15 protein-coding genes are annotated in these 15,207 nt (G+C 41.3%); 2 read left to right on the top strand and 13 right to left on the bottom strand.

Features of this window, described 5'->3' with window-relative positions:
* Positions 1–109 precede the first annotated feature (109 nt).
* A complete protein-coding gene (locus tag DM444_RS20465) occupies positions 110–2,425 on the bottom strand; it encodes a glycoside hydrolase family 3 C-terminal domain-containing protein (protein WP_111290079.1) in 2,316 nt (771 codons plus the stop codon).
* Between the two features lie 792 nt (positions 2,426–3,217).
* On the opposite strand from DM444_RS20465, the gene DM444_RS20460 reads away from it, so the two are divergent.
* Positions 3,218–3,823, top strand: coding sequence for an NAD(P)-binding domain-containing protein (locus DM444_RS20460; RefSeq protein ID WP_111290077.1), 606 nt, complete (start codon positions 3,218–3,220; stop codon positions 3,821–3,823).
* A gap of 266 nt (positions 3,824–4,089) precedes the next feature.
* Here DM444_RS20460 and DM444_RS20455 read toward each other — a convergent pair whose 3' ends face one another.
* From DM444_RS20455 to DM444_RS20445, 3 genes are all read right to left on the bottom strand, one after another.
* Entirely contained in the window at positions 4,090–5,118 is a 1,029-nt protein-coding gene (locus tag DM444_RS20455) for a rod shape-determining protein (protein ID WP_111290075.1), read from the bottom strand.
* 268 nt (positions 5,119–5,386) lie between these two features.
* Positions 5,387–5,965: a hypothetical protein gene (locus DM444_RS20450; RefSeq protein WP_111290073.1), complete on the bottom strand. Its 579-nt coding sequence runs from the start codon at positions 5,963–5,965 to the stop codon at positions 5,387–5,389.
* Between the two features lie 234 nt (positions 5,966–6,199).
* Positions 6,200–7,144, bottom strand: a complete 945-nt coding sequence (locus DM444_RS20445) for an alpha/beta fold hydrolase (protein WP_111290071.1) — start codon at positions 7,142–7,144, stop codon at positions 6,200–6,202.
* Positions 7,145–7,431: 287 nt separating this feature from the next.
* Between DM444_RS20445 and DM444_RS20440 the strand changes: the two genes are divergently transcribed.
* Positions 7,432–7,623 carry a cold-shock protein gene (locus DM444_RS20440; protein WP_111290069.1) on the top strand — a complete coding sequence of 64 codons (192 nt, stop codon included), beginning with the start codon at positions 7,432–7,434 and terminating at the stop codon, positions 7,621–7,623.
* Between the two features lie 192 nt (positions 7,624–7,815).
* On the opposite strand, the gene DM444_RS20435 is transcribed toward DM444_RS20440, so the two are convergent.
* The 9 genes from DM444_RS20435 to DM444_RS20395 all read right to left on the bottom strand — a co-directional run bounded on the left by DM444_RS20435 (position 7,816) and on the right by DM444_RS20395 (position 15,199).
* Positions 7,816–8,154, bottom strand: a complete 339-nt coding sequence (locus DM444_RS20435) for a helix-turn-helix domain-containing protein (RefSeq protein WP_111290067.1) — start codon at positions 8,152–8,154, stop codon at positions 7,816–7,818.
* Positions 8,154–8,462 carry a hypothetical protein gene (locus DM444_RS20430; RefSeq protein ID WP_111290065.1) on the bottom strand — a complete coding sequence of 103 codons (309 nt, stop codon included), beginning with the start codon at positions 8,460–8,462 and terminating at the stop codon, positions 8,154–8,156. The genes DM444_RS20435 and DM444_RS20430 overlap by 1 nt, the downstream gene beginning before the upstream one ends.
* Before the next feature lie 19 nt (positions 8,463–8,481).
* Complete coding sequence (locus tag DM444_RS20425; protein WP_239455745.1) at positions 8,482–9,648, bottom strand: hypothetical protein; 1,167 nt, start codon at positions 9,646–9,648, stop codon at positions 8,482–8,484.
* Positions 9,649–10,512, bottom strand: coding sequence for a conjugative transposon protein TraN (gene traN / locus DM444_RS20420; RefSeq protein ID WP_111290063.1), 864 nt, complete (start codon positions 10,510–10,512; stop codon positions 9,649–9,651). It abuts the gene before it with no gap.
* 12 nt (positions 10,513–10,524) lie between these two features.
* Positions 10,525–11,817: a conjugative transposon protein TraM gene (gene traM, locus DM444_RS20415; protein WP_111290061.1), complete on the bottom strand. Its 1,293-nt coding sequence runs from the start codon at positions 11,815–11,817 to the stop codon at positions 10,525–10,527.
* A 274-nt stretch (positions 11,818–12,091) separates the two neighbouring features.
* Positions 12,092–12,712 (bottom strand): conjugative transposon protein TraK, encoded by a 621-nt coding sequence (gene traK / locus DM444_RS20410; RefSeq protein ID WP_111290059.1) that lies wholly within the window; start codon positions 12,710–12,712, stop codon positions 12,092–12,094.
* Positions 12,713–12,729: 17 nt separating this feature from the next.
* On the bottom strand, positions 12,730–13,932 hold the full coding sequence (traJ, locus tag DM444_RS20405) for a conjugative transposon protein TraJ (RefSeq protein WP_111290057.1): 1,203 nt from the start codon (positions 13,930–13,932) through the stop codon (positions 12,730–12,732).
* Positions 13,933–13,936: 4 nt separating this feature from the next.
* Positions 13,937–14,572, bottom strand: a complete 636-nt coding sequence (locus DM444_RS20400) for a TerB family tellurite resistance protein (protein ID WP_111290055.1) — start codon at positions 14,570–14,572, stop codon at positions 13,937–13,939.
* Between the two features lie 12 nt (positions 14,573–14,584).
* A complete protein-coding gene (locus DM444_RS20395) occupies positions 14,585–15,199 on the bottom strand; it encodes a hypothetical protein (RefSeq protein ID WP_111290053.1) in 615 nt (204 codons plus the stop codon).
* Positions 15,200–15,207 lie beyond the last annotated feature (8 nt).

Raw genomic sequence — 15,207 nt, 5'->3', positions numbered from 1 at the left:
GCTAATAAAAAAGAGCATAAATGAAGAAAATTAAATTCATCACTTATACTCTCCTTTATATAAAAAAGTGTAAAATCTTAACTAGCCATATCCACACTTATAAACAACGCTACGGCTGCAATTTCAAAACATCATGACATTTGACTGTCTGTGCCACCGCCTTGAAGTTAACATTCTGGCGGATATCATCTGCCGATGCGGCGAAATGTGCAACATAAACTCCTTTATCAGTGACAAAAGCCTGCTCTGATTCGTCATAGGAAGCCAAATAATAATTGGTAAATGTCATTTCAATCTTTTGGCTTTCACCTGGCTGTAGTTCTTTTGTTTTTCCAAATGCTTTGAGCTCATAAACTGGTTTTGCCAATTTTCCTTTGGGTGCTGTAATGTAGAGCTGGACAGCTTCTCTACTGCTTAATTTTCCAATGTTTTTTACAGTTACTGATGCTGTGTACACTCCGTTCTTTTCCTTAACTGAGGCATTGGCATATTCAAATTGCGTGTAATTCATTCCAAATCCAAAAGGATAAGCTGTTTTCTTTCCTGCTGTCTGGAAATATCTGTAGCCGACATCCAAGCCCTCATCGTATCTAGTTTCTCCCAAATTTGGCATTTTATTGATCTCATCCTGCTTGACAAAAATTTCATCTCTCCATGTTAAACCATTAGGGAAATTTTTAGTGGAAGGAACATCAGCCAGAGCTTCTGGCCATGTCATCGTCAGTTTTCCAGAAGGGGCTGTTTTGCCAGTAAGCACATCAGCAATGCTGTTTCCCGCTTCCATGCCTGGCTGCCAAGCAAGCAGTATAGCATCTGAATATTTCTGTACAGGAGCTGTTTCAATTACACCTCCCACATTTAAAATTACAATGACCTTTTTTCCCTTTTTATGGAAAGCCTCATAAGTCTGTTTGAGCATATCAAGTTCATCTGCGTTTATATTAAAGTCTTCAAAAGCACGGTCATTGCCTTCACCAGAACTTCTCCCTACCGTAACAATGGCAAATTCATTTCTTTCTGCGGCATTGGCATAGGTGAAAATTCCCATCTGCGGTTCTTTCACCCTTGGCCTTGGAAAATAGCTCGATGATGAAAAAGCTCCCATTTCAGATTCTGCCTCGTGATGGGCATAATCTCGATATTTTGAATAGACAGTGTTTAAAGTGTCATCAATTCGAATGCCCGCATTTTTAAGTCCCTCAACTAAGTCCACCACGTATGGTTTATTTACATCGCCTGATCCTGAACCACCTGCATAAAGATGATAGGACGTATGACCGAAAAGAGCAGCTTTTTTCATTGAAGAAGCAAGAGGAAGCGCATTTCCTTCATTCTTCAGCAGCACCATTCCCTGTGGCGCAGCCTTACGTATTATTTCTGCATGGGCTTTTAAATCAGGATTGTTTGAAAATTTATATCCATTGAATCTTGGGGTTTTAACTATATATTCCAATACGCGTTTTAGATTGCGATCGACATCCGCCATAGAGATAGAGCCGTTTTTCAATCCATCCGCAATCTGCTTGATCTGCTCAGCGTTTCCTGGTGTCAAAAGATCATTTCCAGCATGCACCTGTGCTGCGGTATTTCTCGTATTCGTCCAGTCGGTTAGGACAAGGTTTTTGAACCCCCATTCATCACGCAGGATTGTAGTGAGTAGATCTTCACTTTCCTGCGTGTAGACTCCGTTAATATAATTGTAGCTGCTCATGATAGTCCAAGGCTGGCTTTTTTTTACCATTATTTCAAATCCTTTCAGATACAGTTCTCTGAGCACACGCTGGCTGGCTATCACATTATTATGGGTTCTGTTTCCTTCCTGATTGTTGGCCGCAAAATGCTTCGCCGAGACTCCCACGCCCTTGCTTTGAATTCCATTAATAATTGCCGCTGCAATCAAACCGGAAACAAAAGGATCTTCAGAATAATATTCAAAATTGCGCCCACATAGCGGATTGCGCATCAGATTCATTCCCGGCCCCAATATAACGTCCACGCCATACTCTTTTACCTCGCTTCCCAACGTAGAGCCTATTGCATTCACAAGTTCAGTGTCCCATGTAGAGGCAAGCAGCGTTCCGATTGGAAAACCAGAACAGTAGTATTTTTTTTGATCGTTTGGCCTTTCAGCACTTATATGCACTCCTGCGGGTCCATCAGCAAATACTGTATGAGGTATCCCAAATCTGTCATTTTTGGCAGTATTTCCAGCTGCTCCAAGTACAATAGCTCCTGCATTAGGATCAGGGTTAGTCGGCAACCCCCAATACGATTTACCAAAGGTATAGCCTACAAGCATATTTGCTTTTTCTTCAATGGTCATTTCCTTAATGACTGCATCAATATTTTTTGGATTCAGTTTTAACTGAGCTGTAAGGCTACTTGAGAGCAGCACAGCACCAAGCATAATAATTGCGTTCTTCATTGTTAGCGGTTTTTTAGATAGTAATATTATATTGTAAATCTAAACGATATAAGGATACAATCGCAATCCAGAAGATAAAATGTAGAATACCAAAATATTTAAAAACCTGAATTACAATTCATTAACATTAATTGTTTCCCTAAAAAAGTAGCTATTATCCCTTCAGAAGAAAAAGAATTAGAACATGATATTTTAAAAAAGGCTGTAAACATCTTTCCAAAAGGAGGCGATGGCACATCAAGGTGCGTTTCACAAACCTAAATATTCAAAAAAAGAGCTAAAATGTTTCTTACAAACACCTTAACTCTTTTTGTTTTTTTTATTTTGTTTTTTTTGTCCCCTCTACTTGCCAATACAGAAATTAACTTTCCTTATTTTATAAGGGTTAAGCTATACCGAGGTACAATTAAGGTACAAGATTTTAAATATAAAATTCTTACAGAATAAAAAATCAAAAGAGCTGTTTTTACAAATAAATAGGTCTTCAATAGAACGATAACAAAGTAGTTAAAACAAATATATTAAAAATATCTAAAATTTAGCCGCTCGAACCCATAACCGTTTAATCTCCAGCTTTAAAATAAAAATGCATTTTCATTTTTAAAACTTCTCAATAATTTCCTTTTCTATTGAAAACAAGTAAATATACTCTGATTACAAATAAATAATAGCTGTAAATTTATTCCTCGGATGCGAAAGACATTCTCTCCAATAGATCCACATGCAATTACATACAGCATAGGCATTCTTAAAATTTACTAGTGAGCAGTAATAATTAAAAAAGAAGAAATTATGAAAATTGGAGTCATCGGCATCAGCAGCCTTACACTTGAATTAGCCTGCAGGGCATCAGACGCAGGTTATGAAGTGATAATAAACAATCCCAGGGGCGGGAGTCTTATAAAAGAGGCAATAAAAAAAATGGAGCCCAACGCAAGGATTGGAACCTTAGAAGAGGCAGCCTCTGCTGAAATAGTTCTGCTGTTTCTTGCAAAGGATGATTTAGAAAACGTTATACAGTCTCTGCCTGATATGACCGGCAAGATAGTCGTTCATACAAGCGGACTGATTTTCGATCCGCATCTGCTGCTATCAGGCATCACAAATGCCATGACCTATAAAATAACAGCCTCACTGCTTCCGCAGGCTCATGTAGTAAAATTGTTCAATCCAGTCGAAACTAAGCAAAAACAGATCTCAGCCCTGAACAAAAACAAAGAAGATATTTTTTTTATAGCTGACCACTCAGATTCCAGAAACCAGATCCGAGCTTTATTAAAAAAGCTTCATTATCTTCCTATCGACCTTTCAACCAGATTTCATCTGCAGAAGGAAATAAATCTAAAAAGATTCATTAACCCTCTTGCTATCAAACCCTTTAAAAACAGCCATAATTAAAAGAGCATTTAAGATGCTTGCCTTAGTAAAGACTGTTTTTCATTTTCTAAAGAAATTAAAGGGAGCGGATCTTCACAAGGCATCCTTTGATATGAACAGTATATTACCTGCAATAGCACTTACTGCCACACCGTTCTCTTCTGCCTTTTTTCTCACAGCAAATGGATTAGATTAATTTCAGAAAGCGTTATTCCATGTGGATCATAAGCATATCTATACTTTTTTAATTTCTTTATCTGCTTCACTGTTCCTTGACAGTTTAAAGCCTACTTTACCAGCACGCTTTTATATTTGTCTATATTTTTCAAAACAATTCCCGTGCCTCTTACCACCGCTCGCAGGGGATCTTCTGCAATATAGACCGGCAGGTCTGTTTTCTGGGAAATTCTTTTATCAAGACCGCGGAGCATTGCTCCACCGCCTGCAAGATACAGTCCTGTGTTATAAATATCTGCTGCAAGCTCAGGAGGCGTAACTGAAAGCGTTACCATAATGGCATCTTCAATTCGAAGTATTGATTTATCTAAAGCTCTTGCAATTTCTCTTGAAGTTATCTGCACTTCTTTGGGTTTGCCTGTAAGCAGGTCCCTTCCGCGCACCATCATATCATCTGGCGCATCCTCAAGCTCTTCAATTGCTGCACCCACTTCTATTTTTATCTGCTCTGCGGTTGCTTCACCAATATACAGATTATGATGCGTTCTCATATAATAGAGTATATCTCCGGTAAAGACATCTCCCGCAATTTTAATGGATTTATCGCAGATGATGCCCCCAAGCGCAACAACCGCAATTTCTGTGGTGCCTCCGCCGATATCCACGATGATATTTCCTTTGGGCTGCATAACATCCAGCCCCATTCCTATAGCAGCTGCCATCGGCTCATGAATTAAGAAGACTTCTTTTCCGTTCACCCTTTCGCAGGACTCTTTTACAGCTCTCATTTCAACTTCCGTAATACCGCTTGGAATGCAGACCACCATACGCAGTGCCGGCTTAAAAAGATTTTTCTTTATCTCAGGTATATTGCTGATAAACCAGCTGATCATTTTTTCCGAAGCATCGAAATCAGCAATGACCCCATCCTTAAGCGGCCGAATAGTTTTAATATTCTCGTGTGTCTTGCCCTGCATTAAGCTGGCTTCCTTGCCCACGGCAATAATTTTCCCATTCCTGATATCTCTTGCCACTATTGAAGGACTGTCTACCACAATCTTTCCTCCGTGGATTATTAAAGTGTTGGCAGTTCCCAAATCCATAGCGATTTCCACTATCATAAAATCAAATAAACCCATAGCATCGTTTTATTAAAAAACGGTACTATGCGAGTTTTATTCTCTTTTATCTGAAAATGCATTAGCCAAATCTATCTATAGAGAAGAATTAAAAACCACTTAATCAGCTGATTTAAAACTATTAACAAACAAACATTTAATCTTTTACTTAAACCTACATTTTAACACATCTAACTTATCTGACAATTGCAATTAACATTTACATTATCGGTCACAGTCTTATTATCTTCACTTATAAAAACCTTTTCAGCCAACCAATTTTTATGGCCTAAAGCTGCTGGCTGATATTTCGAAGAAGGATTTTGTGGACAGCCTGCTGCCTGCGGCAATTAATAAAGCTGATCCATCGCGGATGGTCGCTTTTCTTTCCGCTGTGCACATAATTGTTGTACCGCTTTATGGTAAAGGCATCAGGCTCATTTTCAAGAGCCGAAGATTTCTCAGCGATATCATTGATAAGAAAGGCATACAGATTCATATCTGAAAAGACGCTTCCCTTTTCCATGCCATCCACCACAGCCTTTAGCTCCTCAAAAAGGCTGAACCCCCTTTTCTTTTTAGATTCCGGATACTCCTCAAATATTCTCCCGATCTGAGAGACCGCATCATTATAATGGTCCGCATTTGTGCTATTGGCAAAGCTGTACGCAATCAGATACTCCAGTTCCGAGATGGCAAAATCCAAAAGGTCCGTATAATTCTTTTCGTTGAAATAATTTCTCGGATCTGTTTCGCTTCTGTTTCTTCTAAAGGTTTCCTCTTTTATGTTCATCGCCTTTGCGGCAACTTTAACAGACATGCCGAGCCGGTCGAGAATCATGATTATCTTATCCCTTGGTGTTTCCATTTGCACGAGAATTAGAATATAAATATAAGAAAAACAGCCAATTAAAATCTTTTCATCATTTTCTGCTTGCCGTCTATTACCACAGCGAAAACCAATAAAAAACAGCAGAATAATGGCTGGGCAGCAGGTTCTAAGCTTTATCAGACATTGCCAATTACATTACAGCATCATGTTTTTTTATTACTGATATGGTCCTGCAGTATAATTGCCTCCCACCCCACCTATGAAGGGATTTTAATTTTTATCTAAAATCTGTCCGATAATTATTTTTTGGATTTCCCCAGACTTTTCCGTCAGCACCGAATGGCCAGCATCTTCAAACAGGAATATTTTTTTCTCCGGCGCCTTAAGCTGCTTAAAGTATTCTTCAGCGATGGCATAATTAGTCTGGAAATCTTTTCCGCCGATGAAAAAATAAACTGGGCAGCTGATTTTAGGAAGCTCCCTCATAAGATTCTGCCCGACGGCCTTATTCCAAGTAGGCAGCCATTTCTCTGACCAGCCTTTCAGATACTCTTTAACAGCAGTGGTGTCTTTATCCGGAAAAGGCTGCCCATCGTAATGGAACATCCATTTTCTGGAGTAATACAGCGACTGGTATTTTTCAAAAGGAATTTTAACTGTATTCAATTCTTTTTCAGCAGCCAGATTTCCTTTTTCTTTTGCAGCCGCTTTGAGCCTGTCCAGCAGCAGCTGCTCGCTTTTGCTCTGATTGATAACAGGACTGAATGCGAGATAGGCATGCAGCATTCCGGGATGCTTTTCAGCCATTTTGAAGCCAAGGACAGTTCCCCAGGATTCTCCGGCGAGATACAGTTTCTTTTGGCTGAACTTTTTCAAAAGAAGCTGCAAGAGTTCGTAAGTGTCATTTTCCATTAATTCCAATGTAATGGGAACCGGCGACTGGTTTAAGGACAGTGTTCTGCCTGTTTCCCTCTGGTCCCACTGCACAACTGTAAAGTAATCCTGCAGCCTTGCGGAAAAAAGATCAGACTGGCTCATTCTGGAACTGCCCGGACCGCCGTGCAAGAATAATATTAAAGGCCGATCAGCATTTCCTGTATAGGAGATTACCTGTTTTATGCCGCCAACCGACAAAGTATCATAATGGGTCTGTGCAGATGATCTGCCTAAAAGCACCATCATAAGAATGAGTGCCAGATTTATTTTATTTTCCATTGGCTGTAGATTACATTTCCCTGAATTATTCTTTACAGCCAAAATAATGATTTTTAAGGATTTGACAGCATCATAACATTAAATTTAATGGTATAATAAATCATCTAATGCTTTCCAAAATAAATTAGCACTTCTTCCTCCCTAATTTATTTAAAGGATTTCTCCTCTAAAGCAGCGCCCAAAAAATGGATCTTTTTTCATTTAAAGTTAATTAAAGCATAATTTAAAATTATTTCCTAAGCTGCTATTATCTAATAGAGTACATTTGCACAAATTAAATATTTAATATGCAAGAAGGTACAGTAAAATTTTTCAATGAAGAAAAAGGATTCGGATTTATAACTCCTAATAATGGAGGAAACGAAATTTTTGTTCATGCTTCAGGTCTATCTGAAAACATCCGTGAAAACGATTCGGTTCGATATGACATACAAGAAGGCCGAAAAGGCCCAAACGCAGTAAACGTAGTCGTAGCATAATATACTATAGAAGAAGTTTATAAAGCACCTGTCCAAAAAACAGGTGCTTTTTTTATTAAACGAATCGTGATCATTATTCTCCCTTCCCCAGAGATTTCATTTCTGGCTTCAGCAACAGCCAATATGCCTACCTTAAGCATGCGGCACATCTGCGCAGATTTCTTTCCCGCCACAAAAAAAAGGCAGGAAAAATCAATCCCTGCCTTTAAACCTCTGCTCCACTTCGGACCGCAGTTCTGAAATGGTCTTAATTCGCCCGGACTTAATCCACTCCAATAATTCGGACTTTATAAAGTAAAGCTTCTTGCCCTGCTTGTTCACCGGAATCTCATTTCGGCACACCTTTGAATAGATGGTGGCCACAGAAAGGTTCACAAGTTTGGAAGCCTCCAGAATTGTCAGCAGTCCCGGATCAAAATCCTCAGGCGGCCTATTGTTCCTAATGTCCTTCACCATACTCTCAATGCTCTCCATGCGCATCATAATGGTTCCGAGTATATTGGGCAGGTCTTCAAAAGTAAAAGGTTTCATTACTCTATCAGTTTACGCATTTCAAAATCAAAAAAGTAAATTCTGCTGGCTCTGGTCTTCTTAAACGAAGGCTCATAATGCAGATAGCCGTACTCGTCCAGCTCCCGAAGGCATTTATGGTAGGTATATCTGGAGGAAATCTTGGCAATTGGCGCCAGCTCCCTTCTGAAAACCTCAATGGGATTGCCAGAGCCCCTAACAGATCGCAGCTGCAAAAGGGCCGCATAAATGGCAATATGCGTAGTGCTGATCCTGTAATCCTTTTCAATCACTGAAAAGAAATCTGTTAAGGGCTTCAGGCTTTCCATATCTACTGGCTAATTAGATTTAAATCGACTGCGATTTTTTTTTAGCCTTCTTCTCCTGCTGCTCTTCCGAAGCATCTTCGCCTTTGACTTCACCACCCGCACCATTTTTCTGCGATTTGGAGGAAGAAACCGCATTCTGCTGCGAATCCTGCTGCTTCTGATTTTGGCTCTCTCTGCCATTGATCCTCTGCATTGACGAATCATACACCCTGATAGTCTTAAACTGCGGATTGGCCTCCACAAACTGTCTTTTTTCCTCACCACCGACGATAAAAGTCACAGCCTGCACATTTCCCTTTTTAAGGGAGTTCATGAGGCTCTCTTTAGCCTCTGGGGTCTGAAGCTCTTTGATGGCATGCTTCTCAAGGGCCGCCTCCAGATTATAGCCGTAGTTCTGATGGTAATGGTGCATCTTAAAATTTCCATTGGTCTCGCCATCAGTAAAGTCTAATTTTACCCAGCAATTATAGATCTCCCCATCCCTGCTCACCAGATCCTTATTCACTGATCGTCCCTCCAGCAGATTAAAAGCTTCCTTCATCGTAAAGTTATTCTCATTGCCTATGTAAAAAATCTGCTCCAATGCATGCGGAGCGCCCTCTTTCTGAAGGATAGCCTTATAGGAGTTAAAGAAATACAGATCGCTCTGATCCGATTTCTTAAAGCTGAGCTCTGATAAAAGCCTGGCGGTATCAAATCTTGCATCATGGCTAAGGGTGAACTCCTTTTCCCCCTTCTCCATCTTCTTTTTTAGCTCTGTCTGCAGTGACTCTCCAAAACCAGTGTATTTGATCTGGTTTTCTAAAAATTCTAAATTCTTCTGATTCATAATATTTCCATTTAAGTTATTTTCTCTTAATTCCCTCTTCCCGCTTTCCGATCGGACAAACGATGCCAGATCAAGGGTCCCATTGCCGCAGGTGTCCATTCCGCTCTGCATCACCATCTTTAAGCCATCAATAAGCGAATCTATTGGCATGCTCTTAAAATAGTCTGTATCATTAGGTCCTATAAGACAGTGGTCCTCCGCTCCCATTGCTGTTCTAAAAAACGCAATGCTATCGCTGTCTGTCACTAGATTCAAAGGATGCGCGGCATAGCGATAGCCAAGAGAAGCCATTTCCTTAGCAAAGCCCAAAAGCATTTCAGTATCAGCAATATTTATAGTCATAATTATTTTTATCATTTAATTGGAAGTGATGCTGGATTCGCCAATTGGAAACACTTTATCGGTCAGATTATCATTAATATCAACTTCCAAATGCCTGCCTCCATTTTTTTCAATCATCTGAAGCGTCAGATATTTATTCTCAGGGATGGTAAACTTCTCCAGCGCAAAGACCTTAACCACTTCAGACTTATAAGGAACAACAGAAGATGAAGAGGTGCTGTACAATGGCTGCAGTTCTATTTCCTGAGATGCCGTGCGTTTTGATTTTCTCTGGTCTCTGATAAAGAAGCGAAGCTGGTCTATATCGTAGTTAATTTTGGATCTGTTTTCGAATACTACCCTTAAATACAGAACATCCTGATGGATAAAAATGCCGTTTACCTCCAGGCTGATCCGGAACTTTGACTTTTTTAAACCGCCCGTCTTTTTCTTCTTTGATAAGGCAAGTGATGCGAGCTGCTCTATTTTCTTCTGGTTCTCGTTCTCCAATGAAAACAGTATATCTTTACTGGCTGCAACTGCATTTTCAGCTTTAATGCTTAAGTCCGGACAGTCTTCATCGTAATTCAGCACAAATACGTACAGTCTCCCATCTGAAGTCACTATTGTTAGATTAGTCTGGAAAAAATACTGCTTGGCTGCCTTTACCAGCAGTATATTCTCCACCCCTTTGGCTTTCTGCACCAGCACATCTGAACTTCCTTTGTCGATGCTCTTAATGGCATAAGGAAAAACAATGCTTGTTGTTTTGGAAAACCCAATCTGAAGATTGCTGTAATTATCTTCATAGAAGACCGTTTCTTTTGCTGCCGGCTGCGGATAGGCGCAGCTGCAGATCAGCAGCCATCCAATTAAAAGCAGATGCTTTATTTTTTTCATTTTTTCAATTCTTTAAGGTTTTATATTCTTCTGTTTCTCATCATAGAGCAGGACCCTATAGCCCGCTTTCACCACCACTTTTATGAGTTTAACCTTCTTGCCAATCAAACTTTTAGCCGCCTCGATTCCCATTCCTGCTGCCTGCGCTCCCCAGGAATCAGCTATTCCTGTTAGCCCCAGAGTCTGGATCGAGCGATCGGCGGATGCTTTAGCCACATCCCTGCTGATCGCTCCGGGTATATAGATGCCATCAATGCCATCAACATCATAAACAGCCAGATCCACTGGAAAAATTGAATTATTGTACTGTATATTGGCAATCTTTACCTCAAGCCTCTCTCCTTTTAAGGCGGCTATTCCATACAGAAAAGTATTCTTGGGTATGGCTGTTCCCTGCAGATAAATATCATGCGAAAGCCTTAGCTTAACCACCGAGCCGTTAACAATTGTCTGGGTCTGATGGACGGCAGCTTCAATAGAGTTCTGCACTTCCTCAGCGGACGGTTCTTCGTCCAGCGGATAAAATGCATTGCTTTTTAGATAGCTCTGAATATCGGCCTTCTGCTCCAGCGAGCTGATAATGTTCTCTGCCCCCTTTTTCTGTACGGAAAATATCCTGCCTTTTTTGCTTTCGGAAGACTCTTTAAGCCTTTCCTGCACCCGCTGCGGATGCTGTATGTCTAAGATATTCTCCAGCATGCCGCCAAGCTGCTGAAGCTCTGGATCAGCTTCCTGCGGTGCGCTCATCGCGGACATAAGCCCTTCGAGCTTTTTAATCCCATCCGATTCCCCAGACAGGCCGTAATTTTCAAATTCCCTCATGTCCTGTCCATAACCCGAAGCAGCAACAGTAGGCTGGCTGACTGCTTTTTCAAGAGCCCTGAGCTTCTCATAAACTTTCTGCTGGCTTCGGTCCTGAAAAGACAGTGAATTAAAAGCCGTTCTGTTTTTTGGAAGAATGCGGGATTCAAAATCATCTGCCGAAAAAGAATTTACCTTATCTTCTGAGGCTTTACCTTCAGAATAATTAGGATCTTTTTTTATCTGCTCGCGCAGCTTTATGGAATCAAGTGCCGCCTGATCATAATAGCCCATCTTATCCAGCGCTGAGTCCTCATTAAATTTAGGCAGGGGCAGATTGAAATTAAATCCCTTCTTTTCATCATTCCCTACAGTTTTGGCTTCCATAAGTCCTCCTCCTAACGAGTAGAATAAGAATGTTAGAAATGGAAGTGTAATAAGAGGCAGCACTAGAAGCATCTTTCTCTTTTTTGATTCTTTTGGAGATAATGTTTTCTCTTGCATCGTTTTACTTTTTTAAGTTGATTGTCTTAATTTTTGAAGCGTCTATTAAATCTGCAGAAGCCTCATCTTCTGTATTAAATGACCTATACAGGCTATAGATTAAAAAGCCTGATGCCAAAACCGTAAATAGCAGCAGAGCTCAGATCCGTTGTCTCCTTGAAAGGCCACCGGTGAGCCTCTGCATTTCATCTGCCCATCTTTTCTGCGCCAGCAGGTAATGCCTGTGATATGCAAAAGACTCAGTCTGTCTTTTAAATAAGGCCTTCATGCAATTCTATTTTCTGGCTTCAGCCGAGAGATCCTTATTTTCAACCGTATTAAACCGCTCGATAAGAAAACCATGCGGATTGTTGTCGCTTCTTGACACATTGCGCAGGGCTCCTTCGGTAAGCAGGCTTCTTTTCAGAATGCTGGTAGTTCGGATAATGTTCTGTCTCGCATAGCATTTAAAACGGTAGGGATATTCCGTGACATCGATGCTCACGCTATCAATCTGGATAGTCTGGCTTATGTTTCCCGATATGATGCCGGAATAAAAATTATTCTCTTTCAGGTCATCATAAATGCGTTTAGCGCTGTCATCTGCCAAATAGAGCGCTTTAGTGATATTTGTTTTAATCACCTTGTCATCGGGATCAAGGGTAAAGAAAAGCTTATGGAAGGTTTTTACATGATCCCTCGCTTCAACCGGCACATTATCTTTCCGCTCTGATGCATAGGCCTCCAAAGCCTTGCCGTTGGCCAGTATATAGACTCTGTCCTGCATCTGTGCCACAGACCCAAAGCTTCTGTAGAGCGTATAGCAGCAGATGATAACGCACCCTATGATAACCAGCATGGTAAATCCCCTGACATATCGGAATGCCGTATCTATATTTTTCATTTTGGTAAACATGCCCCGCTATTTTTAGATTACTTTGAGTTTCCTTTCAGCTTATCGCCCATATAATTTCCTTTCTCTTCAAAATAGGGCGAACCCGCCGAAGATGCTGGCATGCTCTGGGACATCCTTCCTGCCGCATTGCCCATAGCATCCATGGCCATACCCGCTCCAAGGGATGTTTTGGAAACAGCCGAACTTGCAGAACTGCCCAGCAGACCCGTCACTTTCTGGCCTAAAGCGCCTCCTCCAGCCGCATGGACGATATAGTTGGCCACCGATGGAACTGTAAAATATCCTATAATGCCGATAATCATAAAGATGAGATAAGCCATATCGGTCCTGCTGAAAAAGGTGTCTCCCGTCGACTGCACCTGAGACAGATCCAGCCTCAGCATCAGTTCCTGGATTTTTCCGATGATGCTTCCAAAAATATTGGCAACAGGGAGCCAGAGGTATATGTTGATGTATCTTGCCAGCCAGACAGTGAGGGTATGCTGGAACCCGTCAAAAACGGCGATTCCAAATACGAGAGGCCCCAGAATGGATAGCACTACCAGCTGAAAAGTTCTGAGCGTATCAATGCATAGGGCGGCCGCCTCGAATAATACCCTCAATACTTCGCTCATCCATTCCTTAACAGAGTTTCTGAAGCTGTAGGAAGCTTTTTCCATCGCGAATTTCACATCATTCCCTATACCGGCAAGCATGCCCTCATCCGAAGGATCTTCATCATGGGTGTATTTATACCATCTGTCGCGATCTCCAGCACCTGATACCCCAACATACATTTTCCAGGGATCCGTTTCCCTGACCGCTTTTTCCTTTTCCTTCAGCAGCACCGCAACAGCATTATTGGAACCGGTGACCATTGCGGCGGTAGCCGTTACAGTGGGTTTCATCACCCCGTTGATCAGGGCCAGCACTGATGGAAATATCATAATGCAGAATCCGATCACAAAAGGACGGAACAGCGGATAAAAATCGATGGGCTCTGCGTTTGCAATTTGGCGCCAGACTCGGGAAGCTATGTACCAGATCGTTCCAAACCCTGCTATCCCCTGCCCGACTGCCAGAAGATTGCCGCATAGCGGCATCATCTCATCATACAGCCTCTCCAATACGGAGTGCAGGCTCTGCATATCATCTCCCAGCCCCTGAGCCTGACCCGCAAAAGGCATCAGCAATGAGGCATTTAAAAACAGCGCTCCCTTTAAAGATTTATAGATGTCCATCACATTAATTTTTTAAGTTCTGAAGTTCTTTCGATGCATATGCGTCTTTGGTTTCTTTAGCCCGCTGCAGCGCCAAGACGCTTGATTCTCTATTAAAGCTTCGCAGAAACAGCAGTCTGTCCTGCATCTCCAGATAGATAGCATCGACAGCCTCAAGCCTTTCATCATCCGACATCCTAAGCTTATCGGCAGTGATCACAGTGGCCAGCTCGTCAAGATTTCTCAGGCTCTGGCTCAAAAGATTCCCGTAAACCTTTTCGAAATAGGCAATTTCCTGCGCGCTGAAGCTCTCGCATTCTATAAATCTGGAAAGCCCTTTTCTGCTCTCTTTCATTAAAAGAATCTGAAAATTGGCAATATCCCCCACCCTTTTGTAGTTCTTAACTGCAGGGCTGACCTGCATCAGGCCATCCAGAAAAGTTTTATGAAGGCTGAAGTTTCCTTCCGTCATATCTTTAACTGTCTTATAGCCTCCCGAGAGCAGCTCGTATCCCTTTTTCATGTCACTGAGAATCTTTTTGAACTGGGAGAGTTTTTCAATATTTAAGATCAGCTGCTGAATTTCTGCTGACTGGCCTCTCGTGCGATAAGGAACCAGGCCCAGAAAAACCAGCAGTACTATAATCGCCATCTTTTTCATCTCTGCTAATTTTTATAGTCCGTAGATAATATCTAAATCTTTAGAATCTTTTTTCTCGCCTGCTTTTGAGAGTGAAAGCAGTTTGGCTTCCCTGCTGAAAGAAATGCAGAAATTATAATCTTCCAGCATTGTACTGTGCAGCGCATCAATGCGCTGGATCCTCTGGTCATCTTTCAGTTCCAGTTTTGAATCAGCAGTAACAGCCAGCAGTTCATCCAGTGTCCTGCTGCCGTTCTCAAGAAGCCTTTTAAAGGAGCGTTCTATATAATCCAGTTCATCTCCATGAAACAGATCCGTTCCCTTTAGTTCGGCAAGAGCCTTTTTATAGATTTTGATGATTTGAAGATGCATTGAAATAATTTCAGCTGTTTTATAATAATCCCTGACTTTTGGATTTATTTTCAGAAGCGATGCAAAATAATCGCCATGAAGGTTCACCTCGCCCCTCTTGGCATCCCCTATAAAATTCAGCCCTTTGGATACGGCCGAATACCCTTTCTTCGCATAGTCAATATAGACCTTAAGCGCCGCAATCTGAAGCAGCAGTTCCTTTCTCTGCTTTGCCTGCCCAATCATACTATGGTTGAAAACACATAGCACTATTAGAATTACAGTTATCTTTTTCATGTTTTTTA

The sequence above is a fragment of the Flavobacterium ginsenosidimutans genome (assembly GCF_003254625.1).
GTDB lineage: Bacteria > Bacteroidota > Bacteroidia > Flavobacteriales > Flavobacteriaceae > Flavobacterium > Flavobacterium ginsenosidimutans.
The sequence above is the reverse complement of the archived record's forward strand: the minus strand, read 5'-3'. Positions and strand labels throughout refer to the sequence as shown.